Origin of the sequence: Vreelandella nigrificans (genome assembly GCF_002374315.1) — a bacterium.
GTDB classification, from domain to species: domain Bacteria; phylum Pseudomonadota; class Gammaproteobacteria; order Pseudomonadales; family Halomonadaceae; genus Vreelandella; species Vreelandella nigrificans.
Genome location: NZ_NWUX01000021.1, coordinates 1 through 24,998 on the forward strand (window position 1 = coordinate 1; position 24,998 = coordinate 24,998).

Annotated in this window: 15 protein-coding genes; 8 read left to right on the top strand and 7 right to left on the bottom strand. The window is 53.5% G+C overall.

All coding sequences use genetic code 11. The features are described from left to right. Positions 1-5,259 (top strand): non-ribosomal peptide synthetase (locus tag CPA45_RS17845; RefSeq protein WP_133066797.1); only part of this gene is annotated, 5,259 nt, incomplete at its 5' end. A gap of 305 nt (positions 5,260-5,564) precedes the next feature. Here CPA45_RS17845 and CPA45_RS17850 read toward each other — a convergent pair. The 5 genes from CPA45_RS17850 to CPA45_RS17870 form a co-directional block, all read right to left on the bottom strand. Next, positions 5,565-7,736 (bottom strand): TonB-dependent siderophore receptor, encoded by a 2,172-nt coding sequence (locus CPA45_RS17850; RefSeq protein WP_096653867.1) that lies wholly within the window; start codon positions 7,734-7,736, stop codon positions 5,565-5,567. A gap of 275 nt (positions 7,737-8,011) precedes the next feature. Next, the gene (locus CPA45_RS17855; RefSeq protein ID WP_244287648.1) at positions 8,012-8,935 is read right to left on the bottom strand and encodes an ABC transporter substrate-binding protein; all 924 of its coding nucleotides are present in this window, start codon (positions 8,933-8,935) and stop codon (positions 8,012-8,014) included. Positions 8,936-9,146: 211 nt separating this feature from the next. After that, on the bottom strand, positions 9,147-10,103 hold the full coding sequence (locus tag CPA45_RS17860; RefSeq protein ID WP_244287649.1) for an alpha/beta hydrolase: 957 nt from the start codon (positions 10,101-10,103) through the stop codon (positions 9,147-9,149). 59 nt (positions 10,104-10,162) lie between these two features. Beyond that, on the bottom strand, positions 10,163-11,458 hold the full coding sequence (locus CPA45_RS17865) for a lysine N(6)-hydroxylase/L-ornithine N(5)-oxygenase family protein (RefSeq protein ID WP_096653869.1): 1,296 nt from the start codon (positions 11,456-11,458) through the stop codon (positions 10,163-10,165). Between the two features lie 23 nt (positions 11,459-11,481). Then, on the bottom strand, positions 11,482-12,606 hold the full coding sequence (locus CPA45_RS17870) for a GNAT family N-acetyltransferase (protein ID WP_244287650.1): 1,125 nt from the start codon (positions 12,604-12,606) through the stop codon (positions 11,482-11,484). Positions 12,607-12,827: 221 nt separating this feature from the next. On the opposite strand from CPA45_RS17870, the gene CPA45_RS17875 reads away from it, so the two are divergent. Further along, the gene (locus tag CPA45_RS17875) at positions 12,828-14,474 is read left to right on the top strand and encodes a cyclic peptide export ABC transporter (RefSeq protein ID WP_096653979.1); all 1,647 of its coding nucleotides are present in this window, start codon (positions 12,828-12,830) and stop codon (positions 14,472-14,474) included. Here the strand turns inward: CPA45_RS17875 and CPA45_RS17880 are convergent. Both CPA45_RS17880 and CPA45_RS17885 read right to left on the bottom strand, forming a co-directional pair. After that, the gene (locus CPA45_RS17880) at positions 14,460-15,056 is read right to left on the bottom strand and encodes a cytochrome b (protein ID WP_244287651.1); all 597 of its coding nucleotides are present in this window, start codon (positions 15,054-15,056) and stop codon (positions 14,460-14,462) included. The two genes, CPA45_RS17875 and CPA45_RS17880, sit on opposite strands and share 15 nt — an antisense overlap. 16 nt (positions 15,057-15,072) lie before the next feature. Further along, entirely contained in the window at positions 15,073-16,002 is a 930-nt protein-coding gene (locus CPA45_RS17885; RefSeq protein ID WP_096653875.1) for a siderophore-interacting protein, read from the bottom strand. Positions 16,003-16,203: 201 nt separating this feature from the next. Between CPA45_RS17885 and fhuB the strand changes: the two genes are divergently transcribed. The 6 genes from fhuB (at position 16,204) to CPA45_RS17915 (ending at position 24,879) form a co-directional block, all read left to right on the top strand. Continuing rightward, entirely contained in the window at positions 16,204-18,204 is a 2,001-nt protein-coding gene (gene fhuB, locus CPA45_RS17890) for a Fe(3+)-hydroxamate ABC transporter permease FhuB (RefSeq protein WP_096653877.1), read from the top strand. 44 nt (positions 18,205-18,248) lie between these two features. Next, positions 18,249-19,037 (top strand): siderophore-iron reductase FhuF, encoded by a 789-nt coding sequence (gene fhuF, locus CPA45_RS17895; RefSeq protein WP_096653879.1) that lies wholly within the window; start codon positions 18,249-18,251, stop codon positions 19,035-19,037. 46 nt (positions 19,038-19,083) lie between these two features. Further along, positions 19,084-20,742 (top strand): multidrug ABC transporter permease/ATP-binding protein, encoded by a 1,659-nt coding sequence (locus CPA45_RS17900; RefSeq protein WP_096653881.1) that lies wholly within the window; start codon positions 19,084-19,086, stop codon positions 20,740-20,742. Beyond that, entirely contained in the window at positions 20,743-21,294 is a 552-nt protein-coding gene (locus CPA45_RS17905) for a sigma-70 family RNA polymerase sigma factor (protein WP_096653883.1), read from the top strand. Position 21,295: 1 nt separating this feature from the next. Next, positions 21,296-22,315 (top strand): FecR domain-containing protein, encoded by a 1,020-nt coding sequence (locus CPA45_RS17910; RefSeq protein ID WP_096653885.1) that lies wholly within the window; start codon positions 21,296-21,298, stop codon positions 22,313-22,315. A 95-nt stretch (positions 22,316-22,410) separates the two neighbouring features. After that, entirely contained in the window at positions 22,411-24,879 is a 2,469-nt protein-coding gene (locus tag CPA45_RS17915; RefSeq protein ID WP_096653887.1) for a TonB-dependent receptor, read from the top strand. Positions 24,880-24,998: the final 119 nt, after the last annotated feature.

Consider the following 24,998-nt stretch of genomic DNA (forward strand, 5'->3'; position numbering starts at 1 on the left):
ACTGTCGACGATGTGGTGTTACAGAAAACGCCCTTCAGCTTTGATGTTTCTGTATGGGAATTCTTCTGGCCGCTAATGCAGGGCGCCCGACTGGTGATGGCCCCTCCAGGCGCTCACCGCGAGCCAGCACAACTGGCTGAGCTAATCCGTACCCACAACATCACTACACTGCACTTTGTACCTTCAATGCTTCAGGCCTTCTTGGCGTACGGCGAGGTAGAGGACTGTACCAGCTTGACGCGCTTGGTGTGCAGCGGGGAGGCGCTACCGGCAGAGCTGCAGAACCAGGTATTTGCCCGCTTGCCTCATACGGTGCTCTACAACCTCTACGGCCCCACCGAAGCGGCTATCGACGTTACCCACTGGACTTGCCAAGACGATGGGCTCAATCATGTAGCTATTGGACAACCGATCGCTGGTATCCGCACTTACGTACTGGATGGCGATCTTAACTTGGCGCCGCCCGGGGTTGCGGGTGAGCTTTATCTTGGTGGCGTGGGCTTAGCTCGGGGCTACCTGCACCGCCAAGACCTTACTGCAGAACGTTTTATCGCTGATCCATTTGCGCAGGGCGAGCGCCTCTACCGCACCGGAGATTTGGTGCGCTGGCGTATCGATGGTCAGCTTGAGTACCTGGGTCGCCTTGATCACCAGGTGAAGATTCGCGGCTTGCGTATCGAACTGGGTGAGATCGAGGCCGAACTATTAGTTCAGCCGGAGGTTCGCGAGGCGGTGGTGGTAGCGCAAGAAGGCCCCAGTGGTTCGAGGCTGGTGGCCTATGTGGCTCCCCAGACCGGTAGTGAGCTTGATAGCACCCTACTGCGTGAGGCGCTGGGTCAAAAGCTACCGGATTATATGGTACCGGGAGTGGTAGTCACGCTAGAGACATTGCCGCTGAATGCTAATGGGAAGGTGGATCGTAAGGCCCTACCCGAGCCAGATTTGACCAGTGGTTCGCAGTACGAACCGCCTCAAGGCGAAATAGAAGTAGCGCTGGCAGAGATCTGGTCAGAGATACTTGGCGTCGAAAGAGTGGGCCGCTACGACAACTTCTTCGAGCTGGGTGGGGATTCTATTCTCAGCCTTCAGATCGTCTCACGGTTGCAACGGGCTGGTTGGATGGTTACTCCGCGTCAAGTTTTTGAGCACCAGAGCATAGCCGAGTTAGCTCTGAACGCGACCGGTGCGCTGGAGGAGGCGCAAAAACGTAAAGTCGAGCTAAATGTATTGGCGGATTATCTGAGCAGTGAGCAGATCGAAGCCCTAGGATTAGACCAAGACAATATCGAAGATGTTTACCCCCTGTCGCCCACGCAAGAGGGGATGTTCTTCCACTCTCTGGAAGCGGAAGAACCGGGGCTCTACGTCAATCAATTGAACGTAGACGTCAGTGGCCTGGATGCCGATAGACTAGTAAGGGCTTGGCAAGCTATGGTCGAGCGCCATGCCACGCTAAGAACAAGTTTCTTATGGCAGACGGGGATGGCGCGTCCACTACAACTTGTCTTTAAGCAAGTGGAACCGGGAATAGTACTGTTGGATTGGCGCGATAGGACAGATGGGGTTGAAGAGTCCCTTGCCACCTATGCTGAGCAAGTACTCAAACGCCAAATTGACTGGCTGACACCTCCATTAGCCTGGTTGCATTTGATTCGACTCGATGATGACCGCTATCAACTGATTTGGACTCGGCACCATATCTTGTCCGATGGCTGGTCAGAAGCCCATCTAATCAACGAGTGGCTGGCCAGCTATGCGGAAGAACCCTTGGCGGCTGTTGGGCGACCCTACGGTGACTATATTCGCTGGTTGCAGCGCCAGGATGCCGCTTCGACTCAAGCTTTCTGGACATCGGAACTGGCGGGGCTGGAGGGGCCGACACTGTTGGCCGAGTCGAGCCGTCAAGAGAGTGAGGCCCAAGGCTTCGCCAAACGCTATACCCATCTAGGACGGCAAGATACCGCGCTACTAAAAGCTGCTGCTCAGCAGCAGCGAGTGACCCTAAATACTTTGGTACAGGCAGCCTGGGGTGTGCTATTGCAGCGCTACTGTCATCAGGAACGGGTGGTGTTTGGCGCGACGGTATCCGGTCGCCCACCGAGCCTGAAAGGCGCTGAGGAGATGGTCGGTCTGTTCATCAACACCATCCCTGTGGCATTGGAGGCGCGGCCTGAGCAGAGTGTTGGTACTTACTTGCAGAGTGTGCAGGCGACCAATCTGAGCATTCGCGAGTATGAGCATGCCGCGCTAGCAGATATTCAACGCTGGTCTGGATCATCGGGCCGCGCCTTGTTCGACAGCATCATTGTATTTGAGAACTTCCCCGTCGATAGAACAATGCGTGATCAGCAGCGGCATGGTCTGCGCTTTGGTGAGGTTGCTGGGGAAGGCGTAACTGGCTACGCGATGGATCTGCAGGTGGTGATCGACGATGAACTGGAGATTGAATACTGCTATAGCCGAAGGGATTTCCCTGAGCCGTTCGTTGATGAACTGAAATATGCTATGGAACTGCTCATTCGTCAGATGGCGGAGTCGCCTGATCGGCCTGTGGGTGAGTTGGAATGGATTGAATCAACTCAATGGGATGCACTAAGTGAATTGGGCCAGAGTGGCCGCAGCGGGTTCTCACGGATGCCTGTGCATCGCCGCATCGCCGCGCATGCTGTTACTCGGCCAGATAATATTGCGCTTCGAATGGGTGACCAAGCTTTAAGCCATGCGCAGTTGAATGCTCAGGCTAATCGCCTTGCCCATTATCTGCGCGAGCAAGGTGTGGGGCCAGATGTGCGGGTTGGCGTGGCGCTCGAACGCTCTCCTCAGGTCATTGTGACCTTGCTGGCTGTGCTCAAGGCGGGCGGTGCCTATGTACCTCTCGACCCGGCCTACCCATCCGAGCGCTTGAGTTTTATGATTAAAGATAGCGGTATGGCCATGCTGCTAACGCAGCGTAATGTACTGCCGCGTTTAGCAAAAGTGGACGGTATACCTTATGTCGATTGCGAAGCGCTCGATCTAATCCGTTATGACGACACTGACCCCGGCCTGGTAGTGCACGAAGAATCACTGGCTTACGTGATCTATACTTCGGGCTCCACCGGCACACCGAAAGGCGTCACGGTGGCTCATGGCCCGCTGGCGATGCATTGCCAGGCGATCAGCGAGATCTATGATATGGAACCAGACTCCTGCGAGTTACATTTCATGTCATTCTCCTTCGATGGTGCCCATGAGCGCTGGCTGACAGCCCTGTGCTCGGGGATGAGCCTAGCAATGCGGGAAGAAGAGCTATGGACAGCGGAACAGGCCTACACGGCCCTGCAACACTATCAAGCAGCGAACGTGGCCTTCCCGCCGGCCTATTTGAATCAAGTCGCTGACTGGGCAGAAGATCGTGATGATACACCATCGGTGGAGTTATACGTTTTCGGTGGTGAAGCGATGCCCAAGGCAGCCTATGACAAAGCGCGCCGAACGTTGCGGCCTCGCTGGTTCATTAATGGCTATGGGCCCACAGAAACGGTGGTGACGCCACTGTTGTGGAAGACACCCGCTGAGGAGACCTTTGACTGTGCCTATGCACCGATTGGTCGCCCCGTTGGCGAGCGGTCGCTCTACGTGTTGGATGACAACCTACAGTCGGTACCCAAGGGCGTTGTGGGCGAGTTGTATATCGGCGGATATGGTTTGGCGCGGGGCTATCTTGGGCGTACCGGCTTGACCGCCGAGCGCTTTGTGGCCGATCCCTTCGACACCTTGGGTGGACGCCTCTACCGCACTGGAGATCTGGTGCGCTGGCGTGAAGATGGCAATATGGAATATATGGGCCGTGCAGATCACCAAGTGAAGGTGCGTGGCTTCCGTATTGAACTGGGTGAGATAGAGGCACGTGCCCGCGAGATACCTGGCGTGAGTGACGTCGCCATCGTTACCCATGAAGTCTCGAATGGGCATCAATTGGTTGCTTATCTGGTAGCTGATGAGGCGGATGACTCTCGATTAGTGCGCCGTGCACGCCGACACTTCGAAGCGCATCTGCCTGATTACATGGTGCCAACCCATATGATGGTGTTAACAGCCCTGCCGCGTATGGTCAATGGCAAGCTGGATCAGTCGGCGTTACCCGAGCCACGGCTGGATGAGAACCGCGAGCACGTGGCTCCCTCTACACCGGAAGCCCGACAACTCGCCGAGATTTGGCAGGACGTATTGGGTATCGAACGGGTCGGCGAAACCGACAACTTCTTTGAGTTGGGTGGAGACTCTCTGCTGAGCCTAAAAGTGTTGAGCCGAGTGCGCGCTCTAAAGGAGACTGCGCTTGATTTCAAACTGCGTGACCTGATGCAGAAGCCGACCATTGCTGGCTTGCTGGGGCTGGGAGAAGCTTCGGATGCCTTGCTGGATGGTGTGGTTATGCTCAATGGCGAGAGTCAGGGCCAGTCACCGCTGTTCTGCGTGCATGCTGGTATGGGAACCCTTTACGACTACCAGCCGCTGGCACGGAGTCTACAGGGAGTATGTACGGTATATGGATTGCCGTGCCGGATGCTAACCGGCCCGCAACATTGTGATACGTCGCTGGAAGCAATGGCTGATGACTATGCATCAACTATCCGCAGTATTCAGCCTCAGGGGCCTTACCGGATATTAGGCTGGTCTCTAGGTGGTACCTTGGCAGCAATGGTTGCGGCACGGCTTGAAAAGCAAGGCCAGGAGGTGAGCCTATTGGCGCTGGTGGATACCTATGTCCCTGGTAGCGGCCAGAAGAGCGAAGATGATTGGCAGGAGGATTTTGCGGCCTTTGTGTCGGTAATCTTGCCGAGTATTTCATCTGAGATGGTCGCCAATAGTGCTCATGAAGCGCCCCGTAATGAGCCCAGTGAAACGGAACTTGCCATTCTGCTAGAACGCTTGCTGGCGTCAGATAAGGCCCACGGACGGGAAGGTTATGCCGCTCTGGGTGGTGAGGAACTGGCTCGGATCTTCTGTGTGGCACGCCATCTGAAGAGGCTCTCCCTACAGACTGATACCTTGCCAGCGTTGGGCTGTGAAGTGGATTGCTGGTGGTCAGAAGGGCGTCCGCAAAAGGAGCGGCAAGCGCTAACGCATCAAGTGGGGCAAGCGCCACGTCTTGCTATTGAAACTTCTGAGGATCACTTCTCGATTGTTTCCAGTAATTCGCTGTTGTTACAGGTGGTGGAAAAACTGCAAGTGGTGCCCCACCCATCAAAGCGTGTAGTAGAGAACTCACTAGTCTAAGGGGTAACGCCAATCAGTTAAGGGTTTTTTCAATTAGTTCGTAGTGACGTGTTCCGGTGTCAGTTATCTTCTGATACCGGATTTTTTTATGCATCTTAGTCAGATGATTGATTCAATCGCCTGTTTTTTTTAATTACTTTTAGGGTAATCTATAGAGCTATTCGACCTCTATGGATTAAGAGGTAAGAATTCCTGGGAGTGAAAGATTAAGAGAAATATATTCATCGTTTGAGAGGTGTTTTTGATAAAAAAAAACAGTCCCTTATAGGGACTGAGTAATATGTAAAATACTCTTCTTCTAATTTTTAGAAGTCATATTTCATTGTTATCATGAAGTTACGTGGCGCCCCATAGTAATTGTTTCGTGTTGTCCCCCGAACTGAGGAGTAATACTCTTTATCAGTTAGGTTATTGCCGTTCAATGAAAGATCCAAGTTCTCATTTACTCGATAGCCTACCATAGCAGACACAGTGGTATAGCCCCCTTGCTCGATACGAGTATCACCGCTTTCGGTATACACGTTGCTGACAGTATTTAAACCAGCACCAAGGCGCCAGCCCTGATTTGGGTTGTCGCTGAAGCGGTAACGTGACCATAGGTTAAAGTTATGTTTTGGCGTGTCCGGCGAGAACGTGAGCCCCTCTGAGCTAGCGTCTCTCACGTACTCAGTTTGTGTATAGGCATAACCTGCACTGAGATCCAAGCGGGGTAACAGTTGACCGCTGACTTCCAGCTCTATGCCCTCACTCTTTGTTTCGCCAATGGGAATAGAGAAACCAGGGTTGTTCGGATCCGCATAGGCGCGATTGGAGTCTTTAATTCGGAAAACTGCGGCATGCCAGTTCAAGTCGCCTCCTGCATGGGAGCCCTTAATGCCGATCTCGTACTGCTCACCTTCTCTTGGTTTGATGGCATCTCCATTGCTACCCACAGCCGTTTGCGGCTCAAATATACCCGTGTAGCTAGTGTATAAATTGAGTCCTTCGTTTAAACGATAGATCAAACCGGCATAAGGAATGAATTCAGTGCCGTCATCACCGGATGCATTACCACTAGTGAAATCAGTGTAATTGTCAGTTTTCCATCGGTTGAAGCGGCCACCAAGGGCGACAGTAACGTCATTTCGAACATTGAAGCGTGTTTGAGCAAAAGCAGCGTACTGTTTGGTGTTAAATTCAGACCTGCTGCGGTCTCCATCGAAATCTGGTTCAGAGCGGCTGTATACTGGATCAAACAAATTCTGGGGGAGGTATATAGGATCGCCGTATACCCAATAGCTATTCCGATCTCTATTCTGGTAACTCGCACCTACTACTACTTCATGTGCACGTCCTGCTAGTTGGAATGGAGATCTAACTTGCGCTTCTAAATAGTCGTCCTGCTGTTCAAAATCAAGATCGATTTGTCGGATAGCAAAGTCGCCAGTATCTTGATCGGCTGTAAGCACACCTTCACTGCTTTTCCTCTGGCCTGCATCGCGATCCAACCTGTTGGCTTTGAACGTTAATTCGCCACCATTATTGAGGCGATGTTCAATCTCCAGAAAATAGCGCTGTGAATCTGCCGTTTGTTTGTCCCAGTCGGATCCGAGGAAGGTAGAGCGGTCTACATTAGGCAGGGAGCCATCACTGTATGCCGGTAATCCAGAGTTGGGTCTGAACTCTTCATCTTGTACCGTAACGCCCAGTGACATTGTTGTGTTAGGAGATAAGTCGAACTCAAGGGTGCCATAGCCGATTTGGTTCTCTGAGTATACGTGGTCAATGAAGGATCCCCTATCATCGTAGACACCTATGAAACGCCCCCGAACTCGCCCTTCGCTGTCTAGTGCGCCGGTAATGTCTACAACGCTTCGATAAGCATCTTCCGTACCTGCAGAAAGAGAGACAGAAGCTTGGTTTTCCGCTAAAGCACGTTTGCGAACCAAATTGATGGTGCCGCTGGGTTCTCCGGAACCATGGAGAATGCCTGCTGGCCCACGCAGCACTTCAATACGGTCTAGTAGTGCTGTATCAAATACCCCGGTGCTTCCCCAGGCGCCGCCAACATCCTGGACTGGACTACCGTCCATGAGAAAGGAATCAATAGAGTAACCTCGTGCCTTGATCTCAAACTGATTGGTTCCATACCCGTTTACGGTGATGCCCGTGACGTTGCGCATGGCTTCAGAGAGAGAGGTAGTTCCTTGGTCGTCTAGGCGTTCTCGTGTCACAATGCTAACTGACTGAGGTGTTTCCTGTACTAATTGTGGTACCAAACCGATGTTAGTACTTTCACTCGTATAAGAATTACTATTTTCGGTCATTCCATAGGGCAAACGCTCTCCGGTAACCGTTAGCTTAGAAAGTTCATTGTTATCACTGTCCGAGCTATTTGCCGATGTAGCATTCTGAGCGAGCACAGTCGCGGAAGCACTATAAGCAGCAACCGCAATGGCGGTCGTTAGCCACCGCTTACGGTAAGTGAGTTGACTCATAAATGTTCTCCTTGGATGATTTTCGTTTTATCTTTAGTAAATATTAATTGTTATCGTTCGTATTATCATTATACGTGACGCAAAATCAACACTCGGGATGTCTGAAAGTTAGAGAGTGCGGTTTCTTGCTAGAAGGAGGAAGCGATCAATCCTATCGTTGCCTGGATGCTTGCCGTGGTAGCTTGTCGGACAATATTTTCAGGCGAAGAAGAGCTGGCTTATGTTGCTAGAAGCATGCTTTTTCTTGGGCGTCAAATGTCGTTGACCAAGAGAATCTATGTATCCTCAAGGACTTCTACAAGTGCCTCGGCGAAGCGCATGGCAGAGGGGAGACCCCCTAGAGGCCAGTAGTCTACTGGGATATAGACAGTACTGCTGTTACGTAGACTTAATAAATTTTGCCAGAGTTCACTGTGATTGAGGCGATCACTAATGGTAGAAATATAAAGAGGACTCCTCATAATAACCAGTTGTCCTTCAATGGTAGGTAGTTCGTCAATACTGACGACAGAAACTCCAGCGTGGCTGGTTGGCTTATCCCAGGCATTGGTAAGACCGAGTTGATCTAAAACACCCTGAAGTAAACTGTTCTGACCATATATCCAAACGTGCCGCTCATCTCTGAACTGGGCTATAATAATTGGCTTCTGATTGTCAGGGAGCCGATAGCTTAATCTGGAAAGCTGCCGCTCAGATTCATCAATGAAACGCTGAGCAACTTCCTGAAGACTCAGGCGCTCCGCTAACGCCATAGTGAAGTCTAGAGTCGCCGTCCAAGGGGCTCCCGTAATAGGAAAAAGGGAGACGTTTTCGGTGGGGGCGATGCGCGCAAGAGCTTGGCTCAGGCGTACATTGTTTACCAATATCAGAGAGGGCTCTATGTGTGACATTAGCTCAAGGTTTGGCATAGGAGTTAAGCCTAGATCTATAGTCCCAACTGGAATTAATTCTCCGCTTGTCCATGTGTTGTATCCTTTCAGTAACGTTACACCGAAAGGCTTGATATCTAACATGGCTAATGTTTCTGCTGTAGCCCAATCGAAGGTTAAGATTGGCTGCCTTGTATTGGAATGAGCCATGCTACAAAATGTAACAGATATGATCAATATAACTGCAAGTTTTGTCAGCCGCATTTTGAAACCGTATTGTGATTTATAAATAAAATTTATAATGATGTTTCGATGATATTTACTATCCAAGTCGAATGTTTCCCTCTTTCTGATGATGACTTCCCATTATTAATGTTGAGTGCATTTATCCATAACCTTAACGGCATAAACATTAAATACAATCATTATCATTAGTATTATGCTCTGAGTTTGCGCTTACATGCAACCACCTGTTGCTCAAAATGGTACCTGCGGCAAGAGGCGCCACAGGCACCAGTCATGCCGTGCCCATTAGAGGCAATTAAGCATCAACAGGGCTTGGGTGCTTACTAAGATGCTGCTGTAGCTCCTTAGCAATATCCGCGCGTACTTGGTTGGCAGCATCGGGCGTAATGCTGCCCAGGCGTGCGAAGTCGTGCACCATGCCGGGGTATATGGTCAGTTGGGTATCCACGTTCGCTTCCTGTAAACGGTTCACGTAGGCGATGCCTTCGTCGATCAGGGGGTCATGTTCAGCTAGGGCGATAAACGCTGGTGGTAGGTTTTTGAATTCCGCAGCCTCTAGTGGCGCAAAACGCCAATCGTGGCGTTCCTCATCGCTATTTAGATAGTGGCCAAACATCCATTGCAGGGTGTCTGCTTCCAGCAGGTAGCCTTGTGCGTATCGACGATGAGACTCGCTGTCCTGCCAGGCGCTGGTGCAGGGGTAGAGCAAAAACTGGCAGCGTGGAAGGTGCCAGCCATTATCGCGTGCTGACATGCAAAGAGCAGTGGCGAGAGTGCCACCTACACTGTCACCACCGACGGCGATACGTGAGGTATCGATGCCCATCTCTTCTCCATGCTTCAGCAGCCAGCAATAGGCATCTTCAGCATCGTGAAACGCCGTCGGAAACTTGTGCTCGGGGGCTAGGCGATAGTCGACGGCAAGCACTGTGTAGCCAGTCGCCTGAGCGATGCTTTGGCAGAGCGAGTCGTGGGAATCCAGGCTGCCCAATAGGTAACCGCCGCCATGGAAGTAGAGCAGAGTGGGTGATAAAGCCTGCTCGCCTTGGTAGTGGCGTAGTTCAAGGCGATGTCCATCTCGGCAGGTGATACTCAATGATGTTGCGTCGTTAGAAATTGGCTCATCAAGCATCTGTGATGATGCTTCGTAAGCAGCGCGTGCTTGTTGTGGTGAGAGCGAGTGGAAAGGTGGGTTGCCGCTATCGGCGACCAGGTCTAAGAAAGCGGCGATATCAGGATGTAGGGACAGCATGGGCGTACGTCTCGGTATGTGGGGCCGCCCTGAAAGAGCGGCCATGCTTTGATGGGCTATTAGTCTGTGGCTGCCAGTGCTGGAACCGGGATATCTGCATGGGCTGTTGTTAGCGCCTCATCAAGCACTTCACAAATCTCACTTGTCCGTGCTGCCAAAATCGACAGTAGGGTATCGCTCAAGCCATGGGTGGGTTCGCAGCAGCCCTGCAGGAAAATAGCCGGTTTGAACGAAGGCTTGGTATAAAGCTGGTAGCTGCGGTTAACGGCATATTCCGGCAAGAACTCAGCTATTGGGGCCAGCAGCCGTTTATGAGTGTCGCGTACATAGCCGGTGGCTAATACCACTGCGTCGTAGCGGGTTGGCTCTGTGTGTCCGCTCTCCAAGTCGCGCACAAGTAGCTCAACGCCTTCGGTAGTTGCTTCGCTGCCAATAACCTCATGGCGGCGACGGAAGCGGTGGCGGGCTAGGCCGGTTACTTTTTGCTGATAGAACACATCGTAAATCTCCTGAATCAACGCCAAGTCAGGGGCTGAATAGTTGGTGCTTTTGTACTCCTGTAGTAGTGCTTCCCGCTGGCCGGTGGGGTTATTGAACACGTAGTCGGTGTATTCGGGATTGAAGATTTCGTTAACGAAAGGACTGTCATCCGAGGGTTTAAAGGCCCATGCCCGGCTAATAAGATCCACCTGAATGCCTTCACGGCCATGCAGATCAAGGAATATCTCAGCGGCGCTCTGGCCCGCGCCGATCACAGCGATGCGTTTAGGGGCGTCTTGCTTCGCCAGCTCCCGGAGGTAGTGGCTGGAGTGGAAGACCCGTGGGTCGTCTTTTAGCCCAGCGAAGCATTCAGGCACATTGGGCGCGCCACCTACACTGATCACTAGCGAGCGAGTGAGCCTCTCATGCACCGTGCCACTCTCATCCCGTGAACGAACACGGAGATAGGCGACCTCGTCGTTATCAGTTTCGGGCAGCACTTCAAACACATCCTCTCCATAGGTGCACTGGTGCTCAAAGTGGCTGGCAGTCCAGCTAAGGTAGTCATTGAACTCGTGGCGGCTAGGGAAGAAGGTCTGCAGGTTGATAAAGTCCTGCAGGCGGCCTTTGCTGTGAAGGTAATTGAGGAAGCTGAAACGGCTCCCTGGGTTACGCGGCGTGACCAGATCTTTGAGGAAGGAAATCTGCATATGGGCATTTTCCAGCAGCATATGCGGGTGCCAAGCAAAGCAGGGCTGACGCTCAATAAACAAGGCATCCTTCGCTTGCCCTGCCTGACGCTGTTCGTCGAGAGCTATGGCCAGGGCAATATTGGAGGGGCCGAAGCCGATGCCGATCAAGTCGTGAATATGCATAAGAGTCCTCGTGGCTGACGTATTTATGGGGTGAAGCGTGAGTCGGGTCGTGGCGCAGACCCAGGGTGCGGAGGCAGCGGAATCCAGCTGCGCTCGTTAAAAAAGTGTTCGCGTAGCTGCATGCCGAGCATGGCCCGCTTATGGGGGAAATCGAACGCCTTAACATGGGCGTAACCGCACTGGGCAAGGTTGCGCAGCATCTTGGCGTTATCCACGCGGGGTTCAATCACCAGGCGTTGGGTGCGGCAGTCATCCAGAAACAGGTAGTGCGAGATGGAAGGCATCCAGGCCGCCACATAGGGCCGCCCGCGAAAAGCAGCTTCGCCGATCAGTACATGCCAGCCGCGATCAAAGTCATCGGCAGCGTAATAAGCGCCGATGCGATCCTCCTTGGCCCAGTAGGTTTCGAAATAGCCGAAGGGTTCGCCGTCGATACAGCCGATCAGCGGTACTACACTGGGATTTTGCAACGTGCTCTCCAGCCGCTTGCGATGCTGTTGCAAATCACCCTGCTCTTCCCAGAAGTGGGCGACAACCGGGTCGTTCATCCAACGGTTGAAGCGTTCAAGGTCAAGTTCCAGGTCAAGAACTCGAAAGTTCAGGGTGGCATTCAGCCAGGGGATATGGCGCTGATAGACCGTGCCGCTGGGGCGAGGAGGGCGGCGTGGGTGCCGCTTTCCATTCTCCAAGATGGGCTGCTGCGGGTAGGGGCGCATGGAGGGGGAGGTGAGCCAAAGGGTTGGCAACTGCCAGAATAGCTCCGCGTAGGCCCAGAGTTTGCCATGGGGATCTTTAACCGCGATGCCATTGGCACACAGAGTGGTATGTAAAGCCGAGGGGAGCTGCAAGTGAAGCTCTACAGTACCTGGGTGAAAGGCAAAAGCCCCTTCGATAGCAGCAAGTAACGCCGGGAGAGGTGGTGCTGAACGCTGTGACCATTGCAGCATCAAGGTGCTGTTATCGTCTACTAATGACCACTCAAGACGCTCTTGATGCCCCTCCACATAAAGTGACTGCGTGGTTACCTCATAGGTGACTTGATAGGCGCACCCTTCAGGGCGTGAGAGCAGAACAGGTGCTACTAAGCGCTCTCCATTGGATGGGTCTACCTCGTGGCGTTCTATTTGTGCCTGTACAGAACTGGACACCGTTAAGCTCCTATCAAGAAAGGTCAACCTATCAAGAAAGATCAACCTATAAAAAAATATCAGCCCACCAAATGCGGAGGTTTGCTGACTTCCTTATCTAAGGACGAATGAGAATGAGGCTTGTTTACGTTGAGGGGTAACTTTTTGCAGGAGTGATTCGTCTGTAAGGGTAGGTGCCGCTTTCCAATCGCTTTTTTCAACTGCTTTCTAACGAGGTGAATGTGCTTCCCTATTTAATTCGTCGAACCCGTGGGCTGATGACCGCCGCCGCTATCGCCAGCATTCTCTCAGGGCTTTTTAGCGTGCTGCTGATTGCTCAAATTAATACAGCGCTAAACAGCGATGCCGCTAGCCGTGCTAATGCGGCTTGGGCTTTCGCAGGGATTGCCCTGGCCCTAATGGTCTGCCGAATGGTGTCGACGGCGCTGTTTGAACGGCTAGGGCAGCGTGCCCTGGCTGAATTACGCAGTTTTATCGCCCAGTGTGTAGCCGTTACCCCTTTTGCCCAGTTCGAGCGTGTTGGCAGCGCGCGGATCCAGTCAGCACTCACCGAGCACAGCAACAACGTGGCGGTGCTGTTTGTTAGCTTGCCGGTGATTTTGACTAATACGGTCATTGTGGTGGGGTGTTTGGGCTACTTGGCGATGCTGTCATGGCAGGTGTTCTTGTTTGCACTTGGGGTGATTGGATTGGGAGCTGTCGGTTATCACCTGGTGCATTTACGCGCTATTCACTATCTCCAGAGTGCATCATCAGAGCAAGATCGCCTGTTTGGGCATTTCCGTGCGCTTACCGATGGAGCAAAAGAGTTGCGCCTGCACCAGAGCAAGAGCCGGGTCTTTATGGATCAGATACTGGGGGAATCGGTTGAAGGTGTACGACGGCTGCGTACCTATGGCATGTCACTGTTTGTGATCTCGACCAGCTGGGGGCAGTTCCTGATGTACGCCTTTATTGGCTTGGTGCTGTTTGTATTGGTAAGCGATGGGCCTAACCAAACCCAGGTGATGACCGGCTTTGCGCTGGTATTTGTGTTTATGGTGACGCCCCTTGAAGGCTTGTTGATCAATATTCCGCGGATCAATATGGCGCGGGTGGCTGCTAGCCGGATTGATGACATCACACGCGAAATGCCACAGCGACAAGGCCTGCAGGAACCGCGTGAAACGCCTGCTTTGCAGCGTCTCGAATTACGTGGAGTGACCCATCAGTACTACCACGAGCAGAGCGATGACTTCTTCGAGTTGGGGCCTATCAATCTGAGCTTTACGCCGGGGGAAGTGGTGTTTCTGGTGGGGGGGAACGGTAGCGGAAAAACCACACTGGCCAAAGTGGTGGTGGGGCTTTACCCGCCGGATGGTGGCGAAGTGTTGCTCAATGGTGAGCGTGTAGAGGCGGATGACTGGGATGCCTATCGGCAGCTCTTCTCGGTGGTGTTCTCTGATTTTCATCTCTTCGAGCGTCTGTTGGAAGCGCCGCGTGATGATCTGGATGAAGAGGGCAATCGTCTGCTGGCGAAATTGCACTTGCAGCACAAAGTGCAGGTTGAAAATGGCGCGTTCACGACTCAGGCGCTCTCTCAGGGGCAGCGTAAGCGGCTAGCGCTGGTGGTGGCCTATCTTGAAGACCGCCCGTTTTTGGTGTTTGACGAGTGGGCGGCGGATCAAGATCCGTTATTCAAAGAGGTGTTCTACACAGAGGTGTTGCCCGAGCTAAAACGCATGGGCAAAGCAGTGCTAGTGATTACCCACGATGACCGTTATTTTCACCTGGCGGATCGATTGGTGAGACTGGAGAGCGGTAAGTTGCTAGCGCCAGAGCAGTCGGCTGGCGCTGAGGTGGAGGTGGCACACTCAGTGGCCACTTGACACCATACGCGCCAACACCTTGTCCTTGAGCCAAAAACGATGAACCAGTGCCATCGCTATATGGCCGAACACTAATCCACATAACAGCCAAGAGAGCGGGCCGTGGAGAAGATCGGCGGGGGCAATCATCCAAGTGATATTGCGCTCCGCCTCGGGCAGTAGCTCCATGCTGTAGAAGCGTAGCGCGCCACCACGGCCATACTGGCGGAGAATAGCAAACGCTGGTAGCCACAGTAGCAACCCATAAAAGGTGATATGCACCAGCCGCGCTAAGCGCCCGCCCAACCCAGGTTGGTGGGGAGGGCGCTGTTTTCGATTCGCGAATGCCCAACCGAGGCGAAACAGAGTCACTATCAGGATCATAAAACCTAACGAGCCGTGGGGCCCGATACTCGCCAAAAACAGCGTGATAGCGTTTTCACCCATTCCTCTCCAGGCCAGCAACACGGCAAATTGCAGCGTGACCAGCGCGGCGGTCAACCAGTGAAGTGTACGACTGACCCGCCCATAGCAGTTGGGACTGTCTAGCCAGCCAATAGGTGTTTGAGCTGGCTTGCTTGTGTGGCTACTGTTTAACTCCATGCTGTTTGCCGTTCCCTTAACCATTGGCCTTGCCCAGTCGCCAGTAGCCCATGCTGGTAACGTACTGCTTGGGTAGCCCGCACTCGTTGACCAAATAGCGACGCAGCCTCATGGCGACCTTGGTTTCAGCGGCGATCCAGGCGTAGAAGGGCGCGCTGTCATCCTGAGTGGCGGGTTCCCAGAGTGGACCGTCCTCATCGACGTTGTCTTCGTTACTAATAGCGGTCGTCGGGGTGCCGCCTAGCGCTTGAATCTCCTTATGCAAATCAATATCGCGCACTGCTCTCATCAGCAGTTCTCCGTGCTGGCAGCTTAGCTCGGTATCGCGGGCCAGCCAGTGCAGCTTGGCGGCATAAGGTAGCGCCTGAACGTCATCGCTTCGGGGCACCTCGAACAGCGCTTCGACCCGAGGCTTAAGGGGGAGATCGTCGAGAGTTTCCAGAATGCCCGCTGCTGCGGGCAGGGCGGTTTCATCAGCAATTATCAGGATGCGGCGCACGTTCTGCGGCGGCTTCCACTCATAGCCAAGTTTAGGACCTTCCGCGTTAGCAACGGGGGCTGTCATAGCCAGGCGGTCTCCAGGGCGGGCGCGCATGGCCCAGCGGGAAGCGGGCCCATTGTCGCCATGGAGCACAAATTCAACGTCCACCTCTGCACGTTCTGGACGTAGGGCGCGAATGGTATAGGTGCGCATTGAGGGGCGTTGGGCATCCGGCAGCGTGCGGTAGGCGCCATACCAGTCGTGCTCTTCCAATTTGGCAATCTCAAACAGTGGGTCGAGCGTACCACCGCCTTCCGGGAAGAATAGCTTGATGCGTTGGTCCGGGGCGTAGGTCGTCATTTGGCCGACATCTGGGCCATTAAAGGTAAATTTAACTAATGACGCACTGACCTGGGTGCGCCGAATAAGGGTGATATCAAAAAGCTGGTAGGGCTGCTGAGCCATAACGATTATCTCCTAATTAAATGGTATTAATTGTAGTGCTAATCGTTATCATTTAGAATTATCTTTTATTATTCAACCTTAACGTTCAGAAAATACGAAGGCGAAATCAATGCCTCTGAAAATCACCTCACGAACGACTCTTTTGCTTAGTGTGCTATTCGCTGACATATGCTGCCTAGCGGCAAGAGAGGATACATCGCCATGTTAGGTTCAGTGCCTATGGGTAGGAGAGTACGCGGTAGTTCCCCAGCATTGATCTGCTGGCTGCTTAGTTTGCCGCTGGTGGTACTGTTTTGGATAGCACTAGAGGGGCAGGGCGGCTTTGCCGTGGGGTTGCATGCGCTGGTAGCACCTTCATTCGAAGATGTTAACGAGCTACTGCTCTACTACGCCTGGTGGCCGCGCCTCTCGATCGCCTTGCTTGCCGGTGGTGGTTTGGGGCTGGCGGGAGTGTTGATGCAACAGGTGCTGCGTAATCCGTTGGCATCGCCCACTACGCTGGGTGTGGCGTCGGGCGCCAACCTAGCGTTAATGGCCGCCACTCTTATGGCCCCTGGGCTATTGGTAGTGGGCCGGGAATGGGTCGCCTTAGCGGGTGGGGCGCTGGCGGTGGGGTTGGTCTTTTTGCTCTCCTGGCGGCGCGGTTTAGCACCTATTGTGGTGGTGTTAGCGGGCCTAGTGGTTAACCTGTATTTGGGCGCGCTTTCCACTGCGCTGCTGCTGTTTAACCACGAGGCGCTCTCTGGGTTGCTTATTTGGGGAGCGGGCTCGCTGGCGCAGAATGGTTGGGATGGTGTTGCGATACTCTGGCCACGGCTGGCAATTAGTTGCGTGGCCGCATGGTTCCTGCTGCGTCCTTTGGCGGTGTTGGAACTAGACGATGCCAGCGCCAAGAGCTTGGGAGTATCACTTTCCTATTTACGCTTTGCGGGCATGGGGCTGGCGGTGTTTATTACCGGCAGTATCGTCAGCGTGGTGGGCATCATTGGTTTTATTGGTTTGGCGGCACCCAATATTGTGCGTATGGCAGGGGCACGCAAGTTAGGGCCTCGGTTACTTTGGTCGACGTTACTGGGGGCGGTGCTGTTGGCTACCACTGACCTGTTGCTACAGCATTTCGGTGGCATGGTGGCGGCCTTTATTCCCACCGGTGCGATTACCGGCGCCCTGGGGGCGCCGTTGTTAATGTGGCTAATTCCCCGTTTAAAGCTGCAGGGTGATAAGCCGCCTAAAGGAGCGGGGGTTTTTGCCCATCGCCACCCGAACCCTTCCCGATTAGCGACCGGTTTAATCCTGGCGCTGTTGGGAGCCACGGTGCTTGGGCTGCTAGTCGGCCAAGGTATTGATGGCTGGTATTGGTTAGCGCCCAATAACTGGAATGTGATGCAGTGGCGCCTGCCGCGGGTGATGGCAGCGGCGGCCAGCGGCTTAATGCTGGCGATTGCAGGCACGATTCTTCAGCGCCTTTCCGCCAACCCCATGGCCAGCCCTGAAGTGTTGGGTATCAGTGGTGGTTGCGCCATTGCGTTGATTCTAGGGATTTTCCTACTGCCTGCTCCGACCAACGCGATGCTGATCGGTGTAGGCACCTTGGGCGCTTTCGCAACACTGGTGGTGTTAGTGGGTATTAATCGCAAGAGCGGTTTTATGCCCGAGCGCTTACTGCTCACCGGGGTGGCGATCAGTGCATTGTTTGATGCGGTGCGCAGTGTGATGTTGGCAGGCGGCGACCCCCGTGGTCAGCAGGTGATCGCTTGGCTGGCAGGCTCTACCTATTACGTGGATGTCACCAATGCCGTTGTCGTCGGCGGTATTGCTGCGGTATTGGCGCTGGTCACACTGCCCTTTACTCGCTGGTTGGATATCTTGCCCTTGGGCGCACCGACGGCTAAGGCGCTTGGGGTAACACTCAACCGTGCCCGTTTGGCGTTACTACTGCTCGTCGCGCTGCTCACTGCTTGTGCCACTTTAGTGGTGGGGCCGTTGTCGTTTATTGGTTTGTTAGCACCGCATATGGCGCGTTTAGTGGGCTTCTCCCGTGCGGGGCAGCATCTGCTGGGGGCAGCGCTTATCGGCATGTTGCTGATGGTACTGGCAGATTGGGTAGGTCGTCAGATTATCTTCCCCTATGAGATACCCGCAGGCTTGGTCGCCTCGCTGATTGGCGGCGCTTACTTTATGTGGGGGCTGCGGCGGCTATGAGGCAACGGTGAGGTAACTAGGAGTAGCTTGTATGAGTAGCCTGTATGAATAGCTTGGCGATCAAACCCAATCGGCTTGCAGCGGTAGCAGATCCAGCGGAGGCGTTGTTGGCACTTTACTGTCAGCCGCCGCTGGATAACTTAAAAGCACCTGTGTTTGGTCAGCCTAATGAGCCAACACTGGTAGCCTCCGCTTTGCTTGACCGAGACTTCCTAAGTGAACAATTGGCGCGCTATGCCTGCTTCTACGGTGAAGGTGCTGACCGCAAAGCCGCTGCATCAATCTGGTCGAAATTTCATTTCAGTAGTGTCTCAATTCCTACTCTGGTAGCTAATTTGCTGCTGGGGTATGTGCTACCGGTAGGTATGAATGAGCTTCGGCTGGCACTTGGCGATAATGGTCAGGCGGCGCGTATCTGGCTGCCTCATGGTGGTGTCCCACTGGTCTCTCAAGCATCCCATGAGCGCTTTAGCACACTGTTTGATGATCACTGTGCGCCACTCATTGAGGCGCTTTCAGCGGTTTCTGGGCTTTCTGTCAAGGTGTTCTGGAGTAACCTCGGGCACTATGTTGAATTCATAGGTAAAACCTGCTCGCGGCACCCGAACTTCACTGGCGCTGGTGAACCGCTGCTCGATTATCTCGACACCAAGACGTTGCCTGACGGGCGTCGCAATCCGCTTTATCAACCTGTGCGCTACCTTGAACTGGGCGGTGAAACCCCGGCCAGGGTGCGGCGGCTATGTTGTGTTAAATATCGGTTGCCCAATGAGCCGCTGTGTGGCGGTTGCCCGCTGAAACCCGAGAATAAGCCGGCCAAACGCCAACGCTAGTTTTCAAATATCGCCTAACTTTTCGAACTGCCAGGAGGCCCTGTTCATGGAGCTGTTGAGGATTGTATGGCGTGATTACCGCTGGCCCTTTGTGGCGGTGGTAGTGCTTAGCTTGGCAAGTGCTGGCCTTGGTATTGGAGTCATCGCGTTTATTAATGAGCGGATGCTGGGCACCTTTAGCGATCCTTGGCGAATCTTGCCTGAATTTCTGGGCCTGATTGCGTTGTTGCTAGCGATCACACTGGCCTCACAATTAGCGCTGACCACCTTGGGCCACCACTTTGTCTATCGGCTGCGGGGGCAGTTGATCAAACGCATTTTGGATACCAATATCGAGCAGGTCGAGAAGATCGGCAGTGCGCGCTTGCTGGCCAGCCTTTCTACCGATGTGCGTTATATCACTGTTGCCTTTGTACGCTTACCGGAGCTGGTGCAGGGAGGAGTGTTGACGGTAGGTATCACTGCTTATCTCGGTTGGCTTTCACCTGCCATGTTGGGCGTAACGGCGCTATGGGTGATTTTTACCATCTTGGTGGGAGTGCGTCTGGTAGCAAAGGTTTATCGACATATGGCCAAACTGCGCGATTCTGAAGACCGTCTCTACGCGGATTACCAGTCGGTCATCGAGGGGCGCAAGGAGCTGGCGCTCAATCGCGACCGAGCCGAGTGGCTATATCGTGATGTTTACACCCCTAATGCTGAAGCGTACCGGCACCATATTATTTGCGGCGATACCTACCATCTTAGCGCGGTCAACTGGTTTAATATCATGATGCTGGGTGCTATTGGTGTGGTGTTTTTCCTGGCCAACGGCCTAGGCTGGGCGTCGGCCCAGGTGGCCACTACCTTCTCACTCACGCTGCTGTTTCTTCGTACGCCACTTATTCAGGCGATAGGCGCTTTTCCACCCCTGATCAATGCCCGAGTGGCGTTCGAGAAAATCAGCGCGCTCGATCTAGCAGAACACCGCGATACCTTTGATAGCGACACACAGCGCCACGACTGGCAGGTACTAGCACTGGAACAGGTCTGCTATCGTTACCCCGCTGAAGAGGCGCGGCCAGGCTTTGCCATTGGCCCTATCGACCTGACCCTGCGACGTGGCGAGGTAGTGTTCCTGATCGGCGGTAACGGTAGCGGAAAATCCACCCTAGCGAGACTGTTGACCGGGCTTTATCAGCCTCAAAGCGGCTGTGTTCGGGTCGATGGCAGGCCGCTACAGGAGGAGGACTGGGCGACCTATCGCCAGCACTTCTCCGCTATTTATACCGATCTACATCTATTTGACCGCTTGATGGGGCCGGAAGGAGAGTCTCCCGATGCGATGCTGGTAGAGGAGTGGCTGTCAGCCCTTGGCATGCATAGCAAGCTCGACTTCGAGGGTGACCGGGTAACCAACATCAATCTCTCCCAGGGGCAGCGCAAACGCTTGGCGATGCTGCTGGCCGTGGCGGAGCAGCGTGACTTGTTGCTGCTGGATGAGTGGGCTGCCGACCAGGATCCTCAGTTCCGGCGGGTGTTCTACCGTGAGCTACTGCCCCAGCTTAGGGCACTAGGCAAAACGCTGGTGGTAATCAGCCATGATGACCACTACTTCGACCAGGCCGATCGTCTACTGGAAATGCGCGGTGGGCAGCTAGTTGAACTCACCGGTGAGCAGCGTGAAGCGGCCAGCCGCGATGCGGTGGCGAGGGTGAGTGGGTAAATGGGCAACGATAGGTTAGCTGAGACCACGGCATACTATACCGGCTGCCGGGACTCACTCGGACAACTGTATTACCACCATCAACCCTGGCTGCAGCAGTTGCTGAGCCGTCGGCTGGGCTGTGGTGAGTCAGCGGCTGACCTGGCTCAGGACGCCTTTGTGCGCTTACTGCAAACGCCGCGCCATCTGGATAGTTTCGACGGTGCCAGAGCCTATCTCAGCCGTATGGCTAAAGGGCTGTGCGTGGATTATTGGCGCCGCCTGGATATCGAAAGAGCCTGGCAAGAGGCGTTGGCTGCCCGCGCTGAAGTACACCTGCCTTCTGCCGAACACCAGCAGATTATTATCGAGACACTATGTGAAATCGACCATATGCTGGCGCGGTTGCCCGAGAAGGTGGCGACTGCTTTTCTGGCGTCGCAACTCCATGGCAAGCCCTATCGGCAGATCGCTGAGGAGCTGGGAGTTTCTGAGCGCATGGTCAAAAAGTACATGGCCCAGGCCATGTTGCAGTGTGCACTGATCGAAGCCGGTTTCGAGGCCAGCCTCTAATATGGCATCTGCCGCTCGCCCTGATGACGCAACCAAGCGCCGCGCCTTGGCCGAGGCCGCCGAATGGTTTGCCGAATGGCAGGCGGACGAGCTCTCTCCAGCCCAACGCGAACGTTGGCAGGCGTGGTTGGAGGCCAGTGATACCCACCACTGGGCCTGGCAACAGGTGGAGGGCGTTAGCCGACGCTTCACGGCTAACTTGGATGAGTCGGAGCGGCAAACCGCAGGCAGTGTGATTCGTTCTGCGCGACAGCAACGGCGGGGACGGTGGCACCTACTGAGTGGGTTCTCTAGCCTGGCGATAGCGGCAGTATTGGCAGGGCTCTCCTGGCAGTGGACGCCACTGCCTCAGTGGGTGGCTTACTGGAGCGCCGATTATCGTACTGCCACCGGCGACATTACCCGTATTGAACTGGAAGATGGCACCCAGGTATGGCTAAGCAGCGCCTCAGCCCTGGATGTTGATTACGATCACCAGCGTCGCCGTCTGCAACTGGTGGCGGGAGAGGTGCTGGTGGTTACCGGTGATGACCCCGAACGACCGCTTTATGTGGATACCCGTAGTGCGCGGCTGACCCCCTTGGGCACCCGCTTTAGCGTGCGTCAACGGCAAGCCGACGAACTGCTGGCAGTCTTTGACGGTGCCGTTGCTATCCATACCCACGGTGATGCCGACCATGCTAGCCAACGCCAAGTGGTCGACGCTGGGCAGCAGGCCAGCTACTCCGCTAACGGCATTAGTGAACTCACTTCTGCTGACGGCAGCCGGGCTGCCTGGGCCAATGGTGTATTGTTGGCGGAAAGCATGTCGCTGGCCACCTTTGTCAGTGAGCTGAGCCAGCATCATCATGGCCGCCTTGAGGTCGACCCGGCAGTGGCTAACCTGACGCTGCTAGGCGCTTTCCCACTTAACGATCTGGAGCGCACCCTGCATATGGTAGAGACCACGCTGCCGGTGAGAGTGCGCCAAGTCATGCCCTGGTGGATCAAGATTGAGGCGGCTGAGCCCGCCGTTCAATAAAAGCAGAAATAAAAAACGATTTCCGGTTCCCTTTTCTTGCGCTGGTTCGATTCCTCTATATAAGCAGCTAAAAACCATCTGCAAGGGGAACCGATATGCCACAGCAATGCACCGTATTACCTTCAGCATCTACCGCTATTCGTCTGTTTCCAAGACGTCATCGTGCACTCGCACTGGCGGTTCATCTAGCTGCTTTCGGTTTGTTAGCCACGCCATTGCTGGCACTGCCCGCCATGGCGCAAACCACCCAGCAGCAAACACGCCAGTACGCTATCCCCGCTGGCCCGGTCAGCACTGTGCTCAACCGCTTTGCCGCCGAGGCTGGTGTTTTTATCAGCGGCGCTGGCGAGCTGGGGGAAGGGCGCGAAAGCCCTGGGCTGCAGGGCCAGTATAGTGTTGATGATGGACTGGAACGGCTACTTAGCGGAACCAGCCTTAGGGCTGTACGGCAAGGGGATGGGAGTTATCGGCTGGAAGAGCTGGCTGCTGATATGGCGCTGCCATTAGTTGAGGTCACAGGCGCTAGGACTCCAAACTCTCTCCCCATTGCTTATTTTGGTGGCCAAGTAGCAACAGGCGGGCGTCTCGGGCTGCTAGGCAATATGGATATAATGGATGCCCCTTTTAATATAGCCAGTTACACATCAGAACTAATTAAAAGCCAACAAGCTAGGAGCATGGCAGATATTGCTGATAATGATCCATCAGTCCAGGTAGCTTTACGTGGGAGAGGAACAAACTCTGGAGGCGATGCCTTTAACATCCGAGGGTTTACTCTCTCAAATGGTGATATATCCCTAAACGGGATGTACGGTGTTATGCCACTGAACACCATATCCATGGAAACTGTAGAGCGAGTGGAGATAATCAAAGGTCCCAGCACTCTATTAAATGGTGTATCACCTAGAGGCCAAGTTGGTGGTGCAATAAATATTGTGCCTAAGCGTGCAAGCAATACTCCTCTTACGGAAATCTCTACTGTTTATCACAGTGACTCGCAGCTGGGTACTCATATAGATACTGGGCGCAGATTCGGAGAATCGAATCAACTTGGTATACGTTTTAATGGTGTCTTGAGAGACGGGGATACGGCGGTTGACGGTCAATCTTCATCGCTAGGCGTTGCTGCCCTTGGTATTGATTACCAAGGTGATAATTATCGATTTTCAGCCGATATGGGTTATCAGAAAGACAGCGTAGATGCTGCTAGTGGATTTGGATCTGGGCTGCAGATTCAACAAGGAGTAGAAGTCCCCACGGCTCCCAATGCAAGAAAGCAAACAGCGCAATCATGGGAAGAAATAGAGAATGAGGATTCATACGCATCTGTGCAAGGTGAATATGATTTTTCCTCTAATTGGGAGGGCTATGTTGGCTTTGGCGGAAGCAACAATACGCGCTACAACCTTAGAACCAATCACTCACTGCTAGATGCTACAGGCTCACTGGCGTCATTTCCTGTCTACTACCCGGACTATGTTGACACAAGGAGCGCCATGGCTGGGATTCGGGGGCTTTTAACGACAGGTAGCGTCACTCACAACTTGAATATTAATCTCTCACAGATAAAAGAGGAGGGCGGGTTCCTTTACGAGAGCGACAATGTGAGAGTTTCCGAACTTCGTAGCGTTGGTGTGATTGATTATCCAGATCAATTTGAGCTTTTACGCGATATCCCTAAATCCTATGAAAGAGAGTTGACATCCATAGCAGCAGCAAACGTAGTTGGGCTTCTTGACGATCAACTGCTTGTCACTTTAGGAGCGCGTCATCAGAATGTCAGAATTGAGAACTTTGACACTGAAAGTGGGAATAGAACCTCTCTTTATGATGAGAGTGCTGTAGCACCTGCCGTGGGAATAACGGTAAAACCTTCTGATAGCATTTCCATCTATGGTAACTATATTGAGGGACTTGATCTTGGTTATACTGCCCCAGCTACAGCAGAAAATGCTGGAGAAACATTCCCTCCATCCAAAACTCAACAACTAGAAGCAGGTATAAAGCTAGATCTTGGTAATTTTGGTGGGGCAGTGAGTGCCTTTGAAATTCGGCAGCCGAGCACAATCACTCTTCCAGGCTCCACTGATGGAGAATTTATATCGACTCAAGATGGTGAGCAGCGTAACCGCGGCATCGAAATCAATATCTTTGGCCAACCTACATCAACCTTAAAGCTGCTAGGTGGTATAGCTTATCTACAGCCGACTTTAACTGAAACGCAAGATGGAATTAACGACGGAAACCAAGCGCCGGGTATCTCACGATGGTTGGGTAATGTCAGTGTTGAGTGGGATGCTCCTATTTCAGGATTGACTCTAAATTCACGCATTGTCAAAAGTAGCTCACAATATATTGATGCCAGTAACACTCGAGAGATACCAGGGTGGACACGTTGGGATGTTGGAGCAGGTTATCAGTTTGATGATCACCCAATAACAGTGAGAGCTAACATAAATAATCTGTTAGATAAAGACTACTGGGAGTCAGTGGGAGGTAGCGGCGGCCGTCTTCGACTAAGCGAGCCGAGAAGCGTGATCTTATCTGCAACGATGGAGTTTTAGTTTAAAGCCGCGGTCCCATTGGCACTATGGGACAGTAGGCTGTTAATAACTCTTAGATGTTGCTGTGGTAACAGCAAGCTTCACCTACCTTGGTGTGCTTAGAGAGGCTGCTTTCAGCA